Origin of the sequence: Burkholderia territorii (genome assembly GCF_001718335.1) — a bacterium.
In the GTDB taxonomy this organism is placed as follows: domain Bacteria; phylum Pseudomonadota; class Gammaproteobacteria; order Burkholderiales; family Burkholderiaceae; genus Burkholderia; species Burkholderia territorii.
On sequence record NZ_CP013365.1, the window covers coordinates 963,764 to 980,711 of the forward strand.

The following is a 16,948-nucleotide window of genomic DNA, read 5'->3' on the forward strand; positions in this document are numbered from 1 at the left end:
TGTAAGCTGGCGCACCGAAGAACGCTCGGACCGAGTGCTTTAATCGAACGACTGTTTTGGTTCGCGGCGAAAAGGCCTGATGACGACTCGGACCGCGAACGGGCCGTTCTCGGCAGCGGGCCAGGACGACGCGTGTCGCAGGCCGGACGCGTCGCGCAGGGGCGCGGCGGATGTCCGTTGTCCGAGGGTCGTGCGCCGTAGCGCAGTCACATGATCGTGGAATGGCCGAATCCGGTGGAGCCGCCGGAGCGCATGTCCGCATCCGATAACAAATACCAATCCGAGGAGTACCGATTGAAGCCGATAACGTTCGGCAGCTGCGTGGGGTGGCTGCACGAAGGACAGACGACACAAGGCGTGATCCTGTGCGAATCGCTGGGTCACGAGGCTTCGTGGACGTACAAGCTCATGCGGGCGATCGCGGAGCGGCTGGCCCGCGAGGGCGTCACGGTATTGCGATTCAGCTATCCGTGCACCGGCGACTCGGCGGGCGACGACCGCGACGCCGGTCGGCATGCCGCGAGCATCGCCAGCATTCACGATGCGATCGACCTGTTGCGCGATCAGGTTGGCGTGACCGCGGTGACGCTCGTCGGGATCCGCGCGGGCGCGATGTTCGCGATGCTGGCCGCGGCGGGTATCGGCCCGCGCCCGGCGCCGCGCGTGGACGCATTGGTGGCGCTGGCACCGGTCGTGCGCGGCCGCGCTTACCTGCGTGAGCTGTCGTTCGTGCATCGGCAGTGGCTCGATACCACGTCGCCCGCAATCCGCGCCGCGCATCGCGATGAACCGTGCATGAACGTGCTCGGCCACCGCTTCCCCGCCGATTTCGTCGAAGCGCTGAAGGCGGTCGATCTGTGCGACGTCGTGCGCGATGCGCCGACGTTGCCCGGCGCGATGCTGCTGATCCAGCCCGATCAAGGCGACGGGCCGGCATTGCGCGAGGCGCTGCTCGAGCGCGGCGTCGACGTGGCGAGCGATCCGTTTCGCGAATGGCCGACGACGATGCTGGACGGTACGCGCTCGCGCTTGCCGCTCGCGGCAATCGACACGCTCTCGGACTGGATCGTCGAACGCGCGCCGGGTATGCCGACGAGCGTCGAGACCTCGTCGCGAGCAGATCCGACGTGGAATGGCGAGTCGGCTGTCGCGCTCGACTTGCACGACATGACCGAGCAGGTCGTCGCGGTCGGTCCGCACCGGCTGGTCGGCGTGCTGTGCCGTCCCGCCGACACGCGGCCGGCGAATCCGGCAGGACCGGCGGTCGTGATCGCGAACACGTCGACCAATCCGCGCAGCGGCGAAGGACGCTTCAGCGTGCGCCTCGCGCGCACGCTGGCACGCGCCGGCGTGACGACGCTGCGAATCGACGTGCATGGCGTCGGCGATAGCGGGCCCGCTGCGCTGGACGATCAGTCGGGCGTCGTGTATTCGGCGCAGTCGAGCGACGACGTGGCTGCTGCTGCCGACTGGCTGCGCGCGCTCGGGCACCCCGAGGTCGCCGCTGCCGGCATTTGTTCCGGCGCGTATGCGGCGTTGCACGCGGCAGTGAAGACCCCGTCGCTCGGCGGCGTGATCGCGATCAACCTGGCCCGCTTCGTGTGGCCGGCCGGGCTCTCGCTCGAGGCGGTGCAGAAGCAGCGGAACAACTCGGTGCGCGGCTACTGGCTGTCGGTGCGCGACTGGCAGAAGTGGAAGCGTCTCGTGCGGGAACGGCGCGATCTGCGGCCGATCGTGCGCGCAGTGGCCGCGAATGCGATCGCGCGGGTCAGCGTGCCGGCGAAGGCACTCGCGGCGCGCGTCGGCTGGAAGCCGGGCCTCGGCACGCCACGCGGCGTGATGCACGCGCTCGCGCAGCGCGACGTATGGACGACGCTGGTGTACGGCGCGCTCGATCCGGGTATCGACGATGTCCGGCGTCACTTCGGCGCAGTCGAGCGCGCGTTCCGGCGCTCGCGTCACGTGCGTCTGCACCTCGAGCCGGAGGTCGACCACGCGGTGTACGGCGCGGTGGGCACCGACATCGTGATCGACCGGTGCATGCAGGCGCTGGGCCGCGACTCGACGCGGCCGGTCGCGCGCGTCGCCGATCCCGCCGTACCCGAAGCGGCGGCCGGATCGTATGCGAGCGTGTCGGTCGGCCAGCCGTGATGCGCGGTGCGTCGCACGGCCTTGGCACTTCGGGGTGCGATCCCCGTTACATATGAAGATCGGCGTTGGGTGGGGTCGCTCACAGACGCACCGTTCGTCGTGGTGTCCAATCCCGTATCGACGCATCGCCGGTCACGTTCCCGCATGGCCGGACGGCACGCGTCAGTCCGGATCTTCCGGGTGCTCGTACGGCGACTTCGCGTAGGGCGACGCGTACAACGTGTCGCTGCGCCATGTGTCGTCGGCGGGCGCACTGGCCGGTTGCGGGCGATGCGGCCGCCCCGGTACGAGCGGCCGGCGCAGCGTGCGACGGGCGCGCGTGTCGGGTTCGCCGGCGGTGCCGGCAGCCGGATGCGCGAGAGCGGGCATCGCGACCGCGGACGCGGCTGCAGCGGGATCGGCAGCGTCGACCGCCGGCGCGGCTTGCGCGGAACGTTGCAGCGGTGCCGGCGGAAGCGCCGCCGACGATGCAAACGCCGGCGCGTCGACCGGGACGGCGGGTAACGTCTGCGCATTGACCGCGCAGGCAATGCCGGCCAGGACGATGCAGACGAATGACGAAAGCGACGAAGAGCAGTTCATGACGAATCGTACGGAATGACGTGCGGTGTAGAGGGAGGCGCGGCAGCGCGATGCGAGCCGCGCCGGCAAGCGTAATGCCGGAATTCGCCGCGTTCGGCGGGTTACCACACAGTTTTGGAAGGGCACGATGTCAATGACCACGCAACCAGAATCGACGCTCGGGTCGCCTCGGCCACGCATGGCCGGCATCCGTCGCGCACCGTGGCTGTCGCGCATGGCGATCGTGGCGGCCGCGTGTGCGCTGAGTGCATGTGCGCTGTCGCCCGGCATGACGTACCGGGCACCTGCCGACCGTGACGCGAATGCGCGCGTGAGTGCCGATGCATCGGGCGCGGGCGGCCTCGACGGCGTGCAGAACGTGTCGCGCGAGGAGCTGATCGAAATCACGCCGGCGTTCGTCGCGCAGCAGCGTGCGGGGCAGCCCGCCAATGTCGACGCGGAAATCCGTCAGCTGTTCGGCAAGCCGAAGCCATACACGATCGGGCCCGGCGACGTGCTCGGCATCGTCGTGTGGGACCACCCCGAGTTGAACCTGCCGACCACGCAGACGATGGGCAGCGGCGACGGCGTCGGCGCCAGTTCGGTTTCGACCGGCTACACGGTCGACGCCAACGGCAACGTGCAGTTCGCGTACGCGGGCCTCGTGCACGTGGCGGGGTTGACCGAGGCGCAGGCGCGCGCGCTGCTCACCAAGCGGCTCGGCGAATACGTGCGCAAGCCGCAGATCGCACTGCGCGTGCAGACCTATCGCAGCAAGCGTGTCTATCTCGATGGCGAAGTGCGCACGCCCGGTCTGCAGATCGTCAACGACATGCCGATGACGCTGCCCGAGGCGATCGACCGGGCGGGCGGCTTTACCGCGACGGCCGATCGTTCGCAGGTGTCGGTCACGCGCGGCGACAAGACGGTGAACGTGAGCCTGCCCGCATTGATCGCCGCGGGCGTCAATCCGTCGAACATCCTGCTGCGCGACGGCGACCTGGTGCGCGTGCGCGCGGCGAGCGACGCGAAGGTGTTCGTGCTCGGCGAGGTGTCGCGCCCCGCGACGCTGACGCTGACCGACGGCCGGATGAGCCTCGGCGAAGCGCTCGGCGACACGGGCGGCGCGAGCCAGTACACGTCGGATGCACGCCAGGTGTTCGTCGTGCGTCGCGGCGCGGACAACCGCCCGCGGGTGTACCACCTCGACGGCAGTTCGCCCGCGTCGTTCGCGCTGGCCGACCAGTTTCCGCTCGAGCGTCGCGACGTCGTGTTCGTCGATGCGTCGTCGCTGGTGCGCTGGAGCCGCGTCGTGAACCTGCTGATTCCGTCGTCCGCGCAGGGAGCGCTGACGGCCAAGGCGATTTCGCCGTGACCTTCGTGACCCATTTCGTCATCGCGACCGCGCGTCGCGCCTACGGGACTGATGCCGTATGACTTCTTCGACCATGCACGACCCGCACGGCGGGCCCGCACTTCGTTCGTCCTATCCGGTGCGCCGCTACTGGGGCATGCTGTACGGCGGCCGGCGCCTGATCCTTTGCACGGCGCTCGCGGGCGCGCTCATCGGCGCGGTGTATGCGCTGTGTGCGGCGCCCGTCTACCGGACCGACATCCTGTTCCAGGTCGAGCAAAGCCCGACCGACTCGAAATCGACGTCGCCCACGGGCGATCCGTCGTCGGTGTTCGACCTGAAGACGGACGCATCGACCGAGATCGAAGTGCTGAAATCCCGTGCGGTGCTCGATCGCGCGATCGACAGCACCAATCTGGCCGTCGACGCGCGGCCGCACTACCTGCCGCTGATCGGCTGGCGGCTCGTCAATGCAGCCGACGGGGTGTCGTCGCCGTTGCCGGGCGGCTACGTATACGGCACCGAGCGTATCGACGTGCCGACCTTCGACGTGCCCAAGCGCCTGCTCGGCAAGCGCTTCGCGCTGACCATCGGCGACGACGGTGCGTACACGCTGCAACGTATCGGCTGGTTCGGCCGAACCGGCCCGGCATGGCAGGGGCGCATCGGCCAGCCGCTGCATGTCGAGACGCCGCAGGGGCCGCTCGACATCTTCGTGCGCGGCGTGGCCGGCAAGCCCGGCGCACGCTTCGACCTGACACGCTACAGCGACGAGGAGGCGACGGCCTGGCTGCAGAAGAACGCGCTGATCTCGGAGCGCGGCAAGCAGTCGAACATGATCGGCGTGACGCTCGACGGCACCGATCCCGTGCACGACAGCCGTGTGCTGAATGCGATCGGCGACGCGTACCTCGCGCAGAACACGCAGCGCAAGTCCGAGGCGGCCGACAAGCTGATCCGCTTCATGGATGCGCAGCTTCCGCAGCTCAAGGCGCAGCTGGAAAAAGCCGAGGGCCGGTTCAACGCGTTCCGGGCCTCGCACGGGACGGTCAATACGAGCGACGAGGCGCTGGCATTGCGCCAGCAGTCGGTCGACATCGAGACGCGCGTGCAGACGTTGCAGCAGCGGCGCGAGGAATTGCTCACGCGCTTCATGCCGAAGCATCCGGCCGTAGTGGCCGTCGATGCCCAGCTCTCCGACGCGCAGCGTTCGCTCGACACGACCCGCAAGCAGATCCAGCAACTGCCTGCCGTCGAACAGGGCGTGCTGCAACTGCAGCGCGATGTGGCAGTCGATACCGCGCTGTACACGAACCTGCTCAATACGCGCCAGCAGATGATCCTCGCGCGGGCCAGCAAGACGGGCACCGTGCGGATCGTCGATACGGCGAAGGTGGCGGAGCAGCCGATCGGCCCGCATCGCGGGGTCGCCGTCATCGCGATGCTGATGTTGGGCCTGCTGGCCGGTGCGGCGATCGTGATCGTGCGGCAGCGCGTCGTCGGCACGATCGGTGATGCCGAGGAAATCGAATGGACGACGGGGCTGCCCGTGTTCGCAACCGTGCCGCACAGCCCGGTCGCGGCGCAAGCGGAGTTGCGCCCGAAGGGCGGACGGCGCGACGTGCGCGCACCGGTTTCGCCGGTCGCCGTCCAGGACGCGGCGCTCGAGAGCCTGCGCAATTTTCGCGCGGCGCTGCAGCTGTCGATGCCGGACGCATCGAATCCCGTAGTCCTGATTTCCGGGCCCACCACGGGTGTCGGCAAGTCGTTCGTCGCCGCGAATATCGCGTCGCTCGTCGGCGCGGCGAAGCGACGCGTGCTGCTGATCGATGCCGACCTGCGCAAGGGCTCGCTGCACGAGCGGTTCCGCTACAGCCGTGCACCGGGCCTGTCCGACGTGGTGGCAGGCACCCATAAGCTCGACGAGGCGATCAAGCGTGGCGTCGTGCCGGGTCTCGATTTCATCGCGATGGGCAGCGTCGTGCCCGATCCGGGCGAACTGCTGCTGCAGCCCGCGCTCGCCGAACTGATCGGGCAGGTCGCCTCGCGCTACGACATGGTCGTGATCGACGGTCCGCCGTTGCTGCCGGTGGCCGATGCACTGGTGCTCGGACGCTTGGCGGGAACCGTGTTCCTCGTTGCGCGCAGCGGCGTGACGACGCTCGCCGAACTCGAAGAAGGTGCGCGACGACTGGAGCACGCGCATATCGACGTGCGCGGTGTGGTCCTGAACGATTACAAGGGAGCGCCGGGACGGTACGACTACGGTTATACGGATACCAACACCCATCAGGCTGCGTCCGGATATGCCGGGGTGATCGCGCCGCGGCAACGGGTGGAACGGGCGTCATGAACCGGCGAGCGGGCGGCATGCGAGGCGGGCCGCGACAGCGCCCCGCGACGATGCGCCGGATGGCGCGGCTGCGCGATGCCGCGGGCGGTTATACCGGCTATTGGTGGGAAGATCCGGCGCGCATCGTGCTGATGTTCATCCTCCCGTTGTACGGATTGCTGTCGCTCAGCCTGCTGGGCGACCAGAAGTCGATCGCGCGGATCTACTTCGACGGCTACTACGCGTTCGTCGGTGCACTGTTCCTGATGGTGGTGATGGCCGCGTCATGGCTCGCGACGACCGAAGTGAGGACGCGAAGAGGTCCGCCGCCGGCCGCGATCGAACTGTCGCCTCGCGTGCTCGATTTCGTGTTCGCGCTTGCGCTGTTCGGCTACGCGTTGCTGCTGAGCGGCATCGCCACGCATCCTGCACTGCTGGTCGCGTTCGTCCGAGGCGAGGCGAACGCATACGACATGCTCGATCTGAAAGGGCGCATCACGGGCCTGAGCACCTTCACGCAGGCGACCGCACCGTACGTCGTACTGTATTTCTATGTGTTCAGAACCCCGGTCAAGGGACTGAATCGCTACAAGGTCTACCTTGCCGTGCTCGCGGTGCTGACACTGGTGCGCAGCTTCATCTTCGCCGAGCGGCTCGCGCTGATCGAAATGGTGATGCCGCTAGCGCTCATGGCCGTGCGATTCCGGCTTGGCGGCAGGTATTCGCGATTATTGACGTTCGGCCCGTATGCGGCGATCCCGCTGCTGTTCGGGCTGTTCATCGCGAACGAATACAACCGGTCGTGGGAAGCCTATTACGTCAACATCTACGACAACCTGTTCGATTTCGCGCTCGAACGCCTCGGCCTGTACTACTCGACGTCGTTGAACAACGGCGCGGGAATATTGAGCGTGCTGGGCTGGGACCAGGGCCACCCGATGTTCACGTTCGACTGGCTGCTGCGCTTTCCGATCATCGGCGCGACGTTGCAGCCGTGGCTCGACTCGGGAGACAGCATCAACCTGTTCCTGAACGGCTACGCGGATCCGGAATTCAATAATCCGTCCGGGATCTTCGTCCACTTCTACGAGTGGGGCTGGTTCGGCTTGTTCGATGCGCTCGTGCTCGGTTGGGCCGTCGGTCGCAGTTACGCGGGCTGGCGGAGCGGGAACGGGTTCTGGTGCTGCGTACACGCGGTGCTGTTCGTGTCGGTCATGGAAATCATGCGGACCCCGAACCTGTTCAGCGGACGGAATTTCGTGCCGGTCGTACTGCTGATCGCCGTATTCCACTGGTTCGCCAAGGTGCCGGCGCGCGCTGCGCCGGAGGCTCATGGATCTCGATCGGACGGGAATGCAAGACAGCGCGCAACGGTGCACGGGAATCGCACCGCGGACGTCGATTCAGTGCTCTCGCGATAACAGCAAAGGTCGAGCGATACGGGGCATTCGACCACTTTGTAGATTGCCGGGTCCCAAAACCAATATTTCCCGGAGCCACTACTTTTCATGGCTATTCACAAGCAGAAGTTTGAGATTCTGGACGGATTGCGCGGCATTGCGGCAATCAGCGTGATGTTGATGCACTTCTTGCAGGATCTGCCGATTCCGATACTGCAGAGCGCGTATCTTTCGGTGGACGTTTTTTTCATGCTGAGCGGGTTCATCCTCACGCAATCTTACGGAGAAAGATTGCGTCAGGAGTCGTGGTGGGGCGAGTATTTGAAGCGACGCGTGATACGTCTGTACCCGATGATATGCATCGGGCTCACGATCGGTTTCGTGAGCCTCGTCGTCATGCGTATCCACTCGTCGGCCGCATTTTCGCTGGGCAAGCTGGCGGCAGCCACCGGCCAGAACTATTTTCTCGTTCCGTATCTCGGCCGTTTCTCGGTGTCGGGATTCGTCGGCGCGGCGAGTCACGGCTTGCCGGCGGTGGATGACCCAGGGGTGTTTCCGTTGAATCCGCCCGCATGGTCGCTGTTCTTCGAGCTGTTCGCGAGTGTCGTGCTGATCGCGGCAATCAGGATGAGTGCGCAGAATCTGCTGCGACTGGCGTATGCGTGCCTCGGGGCTTTCGTCGTGTATGGATGGCTCGTGGGTCTCGACAACGACAAGCTGACCGTCATCCTGAATCAGGGTTGGTCGGCAGACAACTTCATCGGCGGATTCTTCAGGGTCGGCTACGGTTTCCTGCTCGGCGTTGCGATCGGAAAGATGCACGACGGCGGTTTCACGGCCAGGCCGCGCTGGTTCGTCGCCGGGTTCATCAAGAGCGACTACTTGCTGTTCGTCGCGTTCCTGCTGGTCGTCGTTTTCCCAACGTCGATCAAGGGAATGTACGCACTTGCCGTGCTGTTGTTCGTCGCGCCGGCGCTCGTTTGCCGGGGCGCCATGCTGGCGCCGAGCGGCAAGGTCATCGCACGAATCAGTACATTCCTCGGCTGGATCTCTTACCCGCTCTATTGCGTGCATTACCCGATCGGAAGGCTGGTGTTCGCGTATGCACCGCATGGCGACACCCACGTCGTCAGAACGGCGATGCTGGCTGCGTGTATTTCGATCGTCTCCGCTGCCGCTCTCGCGAAGTTCGTCGAGGAGCCGGTCAGGTCGTATCTCGGCAAGCGCCTGTTCGGCAATCGACGGGCTGCGGCCGGCAGCACGGTCAACGTCGCGTAACCGCGCCGAGTTGCCGAGCATGGCGACCGCCGCTGGCGCGACTGCGACGTCCGGCAGCGCATGAGGCGGCAGGGCGTGTCGCTCCGCTCGTTCCCCGATGACGTTACGCGCCGGTCGACCTACAGCGACTCGAAGATCTCCTTCATCATCTCGGCGCTTCGGCTCCACCGATATTTCTCCGCATGCACGCTTCCCTTGCGCTTGAGCTCGGCCCTTAGCTCGGCAGAATCGAGCAGGCTGCGCAACTTCTCCGCGATGTCGTCCTGCGAATACGGATCGCAGTACAGCGCCGCATCGGCGCAGACTTCCGGCAGCGCAGCCGATTTGCCGACAACCGCCGGGCAGCCGTAGCGCATTGCCTCTAGCGGCGGTATGCCGAAGCCTTCGTAAATCGACGGGTAGAGGAAGCACGCCGCGTTCTGGTACAGCGCCTTTAGTTGCTCGTCGCTGATGTAGCCCACGTACTTGATGTTCGGTTCGGCTGCGGAGAGATCGTCCTGCTTGCCGAACACGGTGGCATTGCGCATGCCGACGATGACGAGATCGACCGACGGATCGTTGATCTGCCGGAACGCCGCGATCAGCCGCCCGAAGTTCTTGGTGGGATTCATGCTGCTGACCGCGAGCACGAACCGCTCCGGTGTCAGCGCATGCTTGTCGAGCACGCTCGTGTCGGGTTCCAGCGCATCGAGATGATCCGCACCGAGCGGCACGACGCTGATCTTTTCCGCGGAGACGCCGCAGTGATGCGCGAGGCGATCCCGCGAGAAACGGGAGTTGGTCAGCACGCAAACGGAGGTTCGCGCGAGAATCCAGAACATGACCCGGTACCACACGCGAAACGCCCGGGAGAAATGCGCGGGCGTGTCGAATACAGCCGCGTCGTGCATGTAGATGATCTGGTTGCCGACGAAAATGGATGCCGAGTTGCTGAGATTGACGATGCGGCCACCGCGCGCGAATAACGGGAGAATCAGCTGTTCCCAGATCACGCCTTTGTAAAAGCCCACCTTGACCGTCTTCGCGCCGCTTACCTCGACGCCGGGCTGGGGGGGCACCAGCACGGTCACCGGATCATGTGGCTGGAACTTGATCAGCGCGGCGATCAGTTCGCGCGCGACGCGTTGCACGCCGGTTGTCTTCTGCGTGGTGAACCGGCCGTTGTATACGAGTTGCTTCGATTTGTTGAAAGCGATCATGTCGATAAGGGGAGGTCGAAATCGGAATCAGGCCTTGACGTGATCCGGAACCACTGGCTTGAAGTCGCGCGCATCGGTTCGCGGCGCGTCGGTGTCGAGCCCGTAAAGGGCGTGCCACTGACGAAAGATCGCGTTCATCGAGAATCGCTGAATTGCCCGTTGTCGGGCCGCCGCACCCATTTCCTCGCGAAGCTGCCGATCGTCGCGGAGCAGCCTCAGATAGGCGGCCATCTCGTCGGCGTTCGACGCGACGTAGCCGGTCACCCCGTGGATCACCACGTCGCGATTGCCCACGACGTCGGTCACCACGGCCGGTATGCCGGCGACCTGCGCTTCGATCAACGCGACCGGCATGCCTTCCCAGCGGGAAGTCTGAACGTAGATGTCCAGCTCCGACGTCAGCGCGAGCGCGCGAGCGCGTGTGACCCAGCCGCTGCAGACGACGGCGCGGCGCTGGCCGGGGTCCGGAATCTCGGCGGCGTCGCCGCCGATCCAGAGAAATTCGACGTCAGCGCCGCGCAGCGCGTCGGCGAGGTGCACGAATGCTTCGTGATTCTTTTGGAACGACGCACGGCCGCTCATCCCGATGACGACCTTGCGATCGTCGCGCGGTCGACGCGGCGGAATCTCCGCCGCATTCACGCCGTTTTCCACCAGCACCGCCGACTTCGCCCGGACCCTTCCCTTGATTTCGGCGAGTTCGCTGCCGGAGCACGCGACGATGGTGCCGCCGATATGCGCCGCGATGCGTTCGAAGCTCAGATAGGCGTACTGCTTCATGCGCGATACGTCGCGGCGCAGGAACGAGAGTCCGTGCGGCGAGTAGAGGACCCTCGCATCCGGAGCGGCGATTCGCGCGGCGATTCGCCCAAGCACGCCGGCCTTCGACGAGTGCAGATGAATCACGGTGGGCTTGCATTCGCGCAGGTGCCGGACCAGCGCACGCAAGCTCCGCAGATCCTGTTTGACGCTCACCTCGCGTGCCATGTCGACGTATGCAAGCTTCACCTCTGGCAGGAACAGCGTTGAATAATCGGTCGGGGTTTCCGCTCGGATCGAATGCAGCACCGTCACGTCGACACCGTTTGCCGCGGCATGGTTCGCGAGATGGGTCAGCATCGAAAGCACGCCGCCGCCAAACGCCTCGGCAATATGAACGATCTTTTCTTTGGTCATCTTGGGTCGAGCGATCCGATCGCACATTCATTGCCCATCGTGACGATGAGCACCCTGAAAATCGTGCGATCTCGGTGTCGGGTTCGTTAAACTATGCATTCCTGATTGATGAATGCAGATCGGTCTCGGCCATTGGATCCTGCGGTTGTGGTCGCACGTGTGATGCTTGCGAGGCGGCCGGATAACGCGAGCCGATGCGATATCGGACAGGCATTTCCGGAGCGCGCCGCACACGATGCAACATGAAGAATTCATGCCGCTTCGTGTGTCGGCACGTTTCGTCAGAACATCGGATGCCGGCTTCGACTACGAAAACCGGAGGCGAAAGCGCGGCGAAATCCGGTCAGTGCGCGTGAATCCACTGGTCCGGATCATTGTGCAGCGCATGCGCGGCGCGCTGGGTGCGATGGCTTACCGAAGGAGCGATTCGGCGCTGCAAGCGCGGCGCCGACGCCGCTATCGGGCGTCGGCGCGATGACCGGACGGTTTGCGCACGCGTGCGAGAGGATTGGAGATGTAGCGAATCGCGCGGTTGCTGAGCGTTGCTGACGGCAGCAGGCATGCGAGTGACAGCCCGGCGACGGCCATCTTCTTGGCCGGCCCCCAGAACGGGTTGCGCAGCACGGTGTGCCAGTAGCGCCCGGATTCGCACACGAACCAGCGCCAGCGCCGCATGAGCGGCGCGTGATACAGCGTGCTTGCGAAGCGGGCCTTTTCGATCGCGAAGTCGAGCGGCGCGATCGGCAATGCTTCGTGCAGCCGCGTGCCTGCGATCATGCGCAGGGTCGACCACCGGCGTTCGGCCTTCAGCGCGCCCGTTGCGGCGTCTTCCGAATTGGTGATGGCGAGGGCCGGCGTGTCGTCGGCGGCGCGCGCATCCGACTGCTGGTGGACGCGATAGCCGCCAAGCGCGGCGTCGATCATGTGCACGGCGCCGAGCAACGCGATTCCATAGATCGCATAGAAATCGGCGCCATGCAGGTTGTCCGGGGTGACGGGTACCGGAAAGATGCGTTTGAGCGCATCGACGCGATACGCGTTGCCCGATGCCGGCGGCGACGGGTATAGCCAACCGGCGCGCAACAGGCGGCCGCAATCGGTGTCGACGGCCGATTGCGGCACGCTTGCCCCGGTCCTCGCACCGTCCCGCGCGATCACGTCGAGCCGGAAATGCACCTTCACGAAATCGCCGGACGCGAACGCGGCCAGTACGCGGGTCGCGGCGTCTGGATAGAGCAGGTCGTCCGCGTCGAGCAGGATGACGTAGCGCGTCGTGACGTGTTCGAGCGCGCGGTTGTATGCCGCGACCTGACCGCGATTTTCCTGAAACACCGCCGTCACGCGCTCGCCGTACGAGCGAATGATGTCGCGTGAATCGTCGGTGGAACCGTCGTCTACGACCAGCACGCGCACGCGGTCCCCGGTTTGTGCGAGCGCCGAATCGATCGCGCCGCGCAGGTACGCGCCGTGGTTGTAGTTGCAGATTGCGATGGTCAGGTCGGTCATGAACGGATTCTGGACGAGCGAAGAGCGGACGATCCGGGTGCGCACGCGTGGCGCCCGGTCCGGCGCACTGGAGGTCGGGACCACGATGCCGGCTCGGGCGCGCCGACGCCTTTGGGCGATGCCCGAGCACGGTCGAATCGCATGATGGCCATGATACGCGTCGCCCGTCGGTACTCGGTTCGCGAGCCTACCGTTCGACGATTTGCATCGTGCAGAGCGCAATGAACGATCGACGGCAAGTGAAATTGCGCCGCGCAGGCTGGATGCATTGGTCTGTTGACGCACCGAAAGCCGGCCGGTTCGAATGATCTAATCGAACGTATCGCGTCGCGCGCTTCGCTGGCATTACGGGCGGGCAGCCCGGCCGGCATGCCGTGTTTCGGTGCGCCAGGCAGGCGGCGCGCATGAAATCATTCGAGGGAGTCCATTCGATATGCGCAAATCACAAGGCCCGTTCCTTGCATGCGCGGCAATTGCCGGCGTGTGCATGGCAGGCGGGCTGTCGTGGCCGGGCAATGCCGTGGCGGCATCCGATACGCCCGCACCTGGTGCGCTTCACGCGAACGTACCGGATGCGTACGTTCGTCCGGCCGCCGACGCGGCGGATCAGGCCGACACGCTGCAACGTGCGCTGGATGCGTTGCAGCCGGGTCAGCGATTGATGTTCGCGCCGGGGCGGTATGTGGTCAGCCGTTCGCTGGTCGTGCGCAAGCCGAATGTGGTGCTGTCCGGCTACGGCGCGACGCTGATCGCAACGACCCCCGATGATCAGACGATCGAGCTGCGCGGCGACGATACGACGTTGGTCGGCTTCCGGCTCGCGGGAACCGGCACCACGCGGCTCACGACGCCCGAGTCGACCAAGGTGGAGGTAACGGGGCGCGGCGTGCAGGTGCTCGACAACGTGATCGACGGCGGCGCCGGCGCAGGCATCTTCGTGTTCGGCGGCGCGGACGTCGCGATCGTGGGAAACGAGGTGCTGTCGACGCTGGCGGACGGCATTCACATGACGCACGGCTCGCACAACGTGCTCGTACAGGGCAACGTCGTGCGCGGCACCGGCGACGACATGATCGCCGTGGTGAGTTATCAGGCAGAAGGCGTGCTGACGCGCAACGTGCTGGTTACCGGCAATTCGCTGGAGGGCAATCCGTGGGGCAGGGGCATCACGGTGGTCGGCGGTGCGAACGTGACGATCTCGAACAACATCGTGCGCAATGTACAGGTGAGCTCGGGCATTCTCGTCGCGCAGGAAGACAGCAACCGCACCGCCGGTTCGTCCGACATCCGCATCGAGGGCAACTCGATCGCCGATATTCAGACCGCGACCGCACGGTCCGATCTTCGTCCGATCACCCGGCAGGCCGCAATCGAGATCAGCACGTGGTCGGGTTCCGTGTCGCGCGTGAGCGTGATCGGCAACCGCGTATCGCACGCGCGATTCGACGGGATACGTCTGGCAGGAAACGTGTCGGGCGTGCGTCTTGCTGACAACCAACTATCGGAGATCGGTGGAATGCCGGTGCGGACCGACGTTGCGCACGATTGCGCGACCGGCCGTCCGGCGACGGCATCGAGCACGCGGGCGAAGGCCGCGCCGTGTGCGGCCGCGGGTCAGTCGTTGTCCGCGGCGAGTGATGCGGTGGGCGCGGATCCGTTGCTATTGCCGCGCGTGCGCGAGTCCGTGAGACGGGCGCGCTGGTCGCAAGGCGGGATCGACTGATCGTGCGTCGCGTGCGCCGCCGGTTCGCGGCGACATGCGGCGAAGGTGAACGGACCGCCGCCCCGTGTTCGCGCAGCGGCGCCCATCATCGTCGTTCGCGCCTATCGGATGGCGTCGCGTTCCGCGGCTTCCTCGGCCGGTTCGCGCGAAGCGAGCGGCGGTCGCCGCAGCGCGGTCTCGACGACCGGCCTTCCATACTGATCATCGAACCGCACGATATCGTCTTCGCCAAGATAATCGCCCGACTGCACCTCGATGATCTCGAGCGGAATCCGGCCGGGATTCTCGAGACGATGAACCTCGCCGACGGCGATGTAGGTCGATTCGTTCTCGCTGAGCAGAAAGGTTTCGTCGCCGCGCGTGACCTTCGCGGTGCCGCGCACGACGATCCAGTGCTCGGCACGGTGATAGTGCATCTGCAGCGACAGCCGCTTGCCGGGTTCGACGACGATCCGCTTCACCTGGAACCGCTCGCCGAGATCGATCGAATCGTAGTGTCCCCACGGCCGCTGCACCTTGCGGTGTTCGCTTGCCTGCGGGCGCCGCTCGGTCTTCAGGCGCGCGACGATGTCCTTCACGCGCTGCACGTCGTGCTTGTTCGCGACCAGCACCGCATCGGGCGTCTCGATCACGACCACGTCCTTCATCCCGACGCACGCGATCAGCCGGCCTTCCGAGCGTACGAGACTATCCTGCGTATCCTCGAACACGATCGGGCCGCGCGCAACGTTGCCCTGATCGTCCTTCGGCATGATTTCCCAGATCGCGTCCCAGGTGCCGACGTCCGACCAGCCCGCTGAAAGCGGCACCACGATACCTTCGATGCCGAGCTCGGGGCTATCGGCGAGGCGCTCCATGACCGCGTAGTCGATCGAGTCGGACGGACAGGTGTCGAAGGCCGCCGCGTCGACGCGGAAGAACGGATGCTCGGCGGTTCCGGCGCGCCATGCCGCGTCGCAGGCTGCATGGATCTCGGGCGCGAGTGCGCCGATCGCCTTCAGCCAGATCGATGCGCGCGTGATGAAAATCCCGCTGTTCCACCAATAGTCGCCCGAATGCAGATAGCGTTCCGCGAGTGCGGCGTTCGGTTTCTCGACGAACCGCCCGATTGCATAGCCGCCTTGTCCGCCGAGGCGACCGGCACGCGGTTCGCCGACCTGGATGTACCCGTAGCCGGTTTCCGCGCGGCGCGGCAGCACGCCCAGCGTGACGATCGCGCCTTCCTGCGCGTAGCGCGCCGCGCGCCCGATCGCTTCCTGGAATGCGGCAACGTCGCCGATCACGTGGTCGGCCGGCATGACCACGAGGATGGGATCGTCCGCGAGCGCACTGGCGTCGAGCGCCGCGAGCGTCAGCGCAGGTGCCGTGTTGCGCGCGGACGGTTCGAGCAAGATCCGGGGCGGCGCCGCGCGCCCGAGCACCTGCGCGGCGCTCATGATGCGATGCTGTTCACCGCATACCAGCAGCAGGGTGTCGCCCAGTACCGCGTTCGCGATGCCGTTCAGGCGGCGCGCGGTCGACGACAGCGGTGATTCGTTCGAGGTCAGCTCGATCAGCTGCTTCGGATACTGCTCTCGCGACAATGGCCAGAGGCGCGTGCCCGAACCGCCGGCGAGAATCACGGGCAGGATGCACGGCAACTCCGGTTCGGGAACCGGGCGAAGGGTGGCGCTCATCGATTGACTCCGGTATCGGCGGACAGCAGGTTGCGTGCGCGGCCGTCGACGCGCGCGTCCTCGTTTCGCGAACGCGGCGCGGAAATGGTCCGGGACAGGAGCTGACGCAGCGCACCGGCCGCGCGGTCCGCCGGCCGGACGAGACCCACGAACGGCGCGCCCTGTTCGAGATACGGGCCATAAGCCTTGCGGAATCCGAAACGCTTGTAGAAGTCCTGGCGCGGGGCGGGCACGTGCGTGCGTACCGCCACGTCGGGCCATGCAGCTTGCGCGGCCGTCAGCGCACGCTGCATCAGTTGCTCGAGGGTGCGGTCGTCGCGACACGCCTCGCTCGTCAGTACCTTGTCGATCACGACGTCCGGATCGGCGTCGTCGCCGGGGAGCACGCGCGCGTAGGCGACGACTTCCGACGTGTCGCCCCGGTGCATGCATGCGTACACGTGCAATGCGTGCGCATCCTTGCCGTCGATGTCGAGATGCGTGTGCGCGTCCTCGACCACCAGCACCGCGTTTCGTGCGCGCAGGATTGCATAGAGATCGATCGCGCTCAGATGTTCGAATTCACAACAATGCCATTCCATGATGCGGTCCT

The 16,948-nt window shown here is 65.9% G+C and carries 13 protein-coding genes; 7 read left to right on the plus strand and 6 right to left on the minus strand.

The genetic code is table 11. The features are described from left to right. The first annotated feature begins 294 nt into the window (after window positions 1–294). Window positions 295–2,151, plus strand: coding sequence for a serine aminopeptidase domain-containing protein (locus WS51_RS04355; protein WP_069229117.1), 1,857 nt, complete (start codon window positions 295–297; stop codon window positions 2,149–2,151). 162 nt (window positions 2,152–2,313) lie between these two features. On the opposite strand, the gene WS51_RS04360 is transcribed toward WS51_RS04355, so the two are convergent. Then, window positions 2,314–2,733 carry a hypothetical protein gene (locus tag WS51_RS04360; protein ID WP_069228654.1) on the minus strand — a complete coding sequence of 140 codons (420 nt, stop codon included), beginning with the start codon at window positions 2,731–2,733 and terminating at the stop codon, window positions 2,314–2,316. A 127-nt stretch (window positions 2,734–2,860) separates the two neighbouring features. Here WS51_RS04360 and WS51_RS04365 point away from each other — a divergent pair, with 127 nt between their 5' ends. From WS51_RS04365 to WS51_RS04380, 4 genes are all read left to right on the plus strand, one after another. Continuing rightward, window positions 2,861–4,087, plus strand: a complete 1,227-nt coding sequence (locus WS51_RS04365) for a polysaccharide biosynthesis/export family protein (protein ID WP_059507295.1) — start codon at window positions 2,861–2,863, stop codon at window positions 4,085–4,087. A gap of 58 nt (window positions 4,088–4,145) precedes the next feature. Further along, the gene (locus WS51_RS04370; RefSeq protein WP_069228655.1) at window positions 4,146–6,419 is read left to right on the plus strand and encodes a polysaccharide biosynthesis tyrosine autokinase; all 2,274 of its coding nucleotides are present in this window, start codon (window positions 4,146–4,148) and stop codon (window positions 6,417–6,419) included. Then, window positions 6,416–7,819, plus strand: coding sequence for an oligosaccharide repeat unit polymerase (locus WS51_RS04375; RefSeq protein WP_069228656.1), 1,404 nt, complete (start codon window positions 6,416–6,418; stop codon window positions 7,817–7,819). Before WS51_RS04370 ends, WS51_RS04375 begins: the two co-directional genes overlap by 4 nt. Before the next feature lie 87 nt (window positions 7,820–7,906). Continuing rightward, window positions 7,907–9,076: an acyltransferase family protein gene (locus WS51_RS04380; protein WP_059507298.1), complete on the plus strand. Its 1,170-nt coding sequence runs from the start codon at window positions 7,907–7,909 to the stop codon at window positions 9,074–9,076. A gap of 119 nt (window positions 9,077–9,195) precedes the next feature. Here the strand turns inward: WS51_RS04380 and WS51_RS04385 are convergent, their stop codons facing one another. Further along, on the minus strand, window positions 9,196–10,275 hold the full coding sequence (locus tag WS51_RS04385; protein ID WP_060024637.1) for a glycosyltransferase family 4 protein: 1,080 nt from the start codon (window positions 10,273–10,275) through the stop codon (window positions 9,196–9,198). A gap of 27 nt (window positions 10,276–10,302) precedes the next feature. Then, entirely contained in the window at window positions 10,303–11,451 is a 1,149-nt protein-coding gene (locus WS51_RS04390) for a glycosyltransferase (protein ID WP_069228657.1), read from the minus strand. A 235-nt stretch (window positions 11,452–11,686) separates the two neighbouring features. Between WS51_RS04390 and WS51_RS04395 the strand changes: the two genes are divergently transcribed. After that, window positions 11,687–11,929, plus strand: a complete 243-nt coding sequence (locus tag WS51_RS04395; RefSeq protein WP_060257285.1) for a hypothetical protein — start codon at window positions 11,687–11,689, stop codon at window positions 11,927–11,929. Here WS51_RS04395 and WS51_RS04400 read toward each other — a convergent pair. Next, the gene (locus tag WS51_RS04400) at window positions 11,908–12,957 is read right to left on the minus strand and encodes a glycosyltransferase family 2 protein (RefSeq protein WP_069228658.1); all 1,050 of its coding nucleotides are present in this window, start codon (window positions 12,955–12,957) and stop codon (window positions 11,908–11,910) included. The two genes, WS51_RS04395 and WS51_RS04400, sit on opposite strands and share 22 nt — an antisense overlap. A 433-nt stretch (window positions 12,958–13,390) precedes the next feature. Here WS51_RS04400 and WS51_RS04405 point away from each other — a divergent pair, with 433 nt between their 5' ends. Beyond that, window positions 13,391–14,680 (plus strand): right-handed parallel beta-helix repeat-containing protein, encoded by a 1,290-nt coding sequence (locus tag WS51_RS04405; protein ID WP_069228659.1) that lies wholly within the window; start codon window positions 13,391–13,393, stop codon window positions 14,678–14,680. A gap of 101 nt (window positions 14,681–14,781) precedes the next feature. Here WS51_RS04405 and WS51_RS04410 read toward each other — a convergent pair whose 3' ends face one another. Then, a complete protein-coding gene (locus WS51_RS04410) occupies window positions 14,782–16,356 on the minus strand; it encodes a mannose-1-phosphate guanylyltransferase/mannose-6-phosphate isomerase (RefSeq protein WP_059450515.1) in 1,575 nt (524 codons plus the stop codon). After that, window positions 16,353–16,937: a GNAT family protein gene (locus WS51_RS04415; RefSeq protein ID WP_059541410.1), complete on the minus strand. Its 585-nt coding sequence runs from the start codon at window positions 16,935–16,937 to the stop codon at window positions 16,353–16,355. The genes WS51_RS04410 and WS51_RS04415 overlap by 4 nt, the downstream gene beginning before the upstream one ends. Window positions 16,938–16,948: the final 11 nt, after the last annotated feature.

Coding starts and splice junctions, on each gene's coding strand:
- WS51_RS04360 (WP_069228654.1), bottom strand. CDS start 2,733: ATGAACTGCTCTTCGTCGCTTTCGTCATTCGTCTGCATCGTCCTGGCC.
- WS51_RS04365 (WP_059507295.1), top strand. CDS start 2,861: ATGTCAATGACCACGCAACCAGAATCGACGCTCGGGTCGCCTCGGCCA.
- WS51_RS04370 (WP_069228655.1), top strand. CDS start 4,146: ATGACTTCTTCGACCATGCACGACCCGCACGGCGGGCCCGCACTTCGT.
- WS51_RS04375 (WP_069228656.1), top strand. CDS start 6,416: ATGAACCGGCGAGCGGGCGGCATGCGAGGCGGGCCGCGACAGCGCCCC.
- WS51_RS04380 (WP_059507298.1), top strand. CDS start 7,907: ATGGCTATTCACAAGCAGAAGTTTGAGATTCTGGACGGATTGCGCGGC.
- WS51_RS04385 (WP_060024637.1), bottom strand. CDS start 10,275: ATGATCGCTTTCAACAAATCGAAGCAACTCGTATACAACGGCCGGTTC.
- WS51_RS04390 (WP_069228657.1), bottom strand. CDS start 11,451: ATGACCAAAGAAAAGATCGTTCATATTGCCGAGGCGTTTGGCGGCGGC.
- WS51_RS04395 (WP_060257285.1), top strand. CDS start 11,687: ATGCAACATGAAGAATTCATGCCGCTTCGTGTGTCGGCACGTTTCGTC.
- WS51_RS04400 (WP_069228658.1), bottom strand. CDS start 12,957: ATGACCGACCTGACCATCGCAATCTGCAACTACAACCACGGCGCGTAC.
- WS51_RS04405 (WP_069228659.1), top strand. CDS start 13,391: ATGCGCAAATCACAAGGCCCGTTCCTTGCATGCGCGGCAATTGCCGGC.
- WS51_RS04410 (WP_059450515.1), bottom strand. CDS start 16,356: ATGAGCGCCACCCTTCGCCCGGTTCCCGAACCGGAGTTGCCGTGCATC.
- WS51_RS04415 (WP_059541410.1), bottom strand. CDS start 16,937: ATGGAATGGCATTGTTGTGAATTCGAACATCTGAGCGCGATCGATCTC.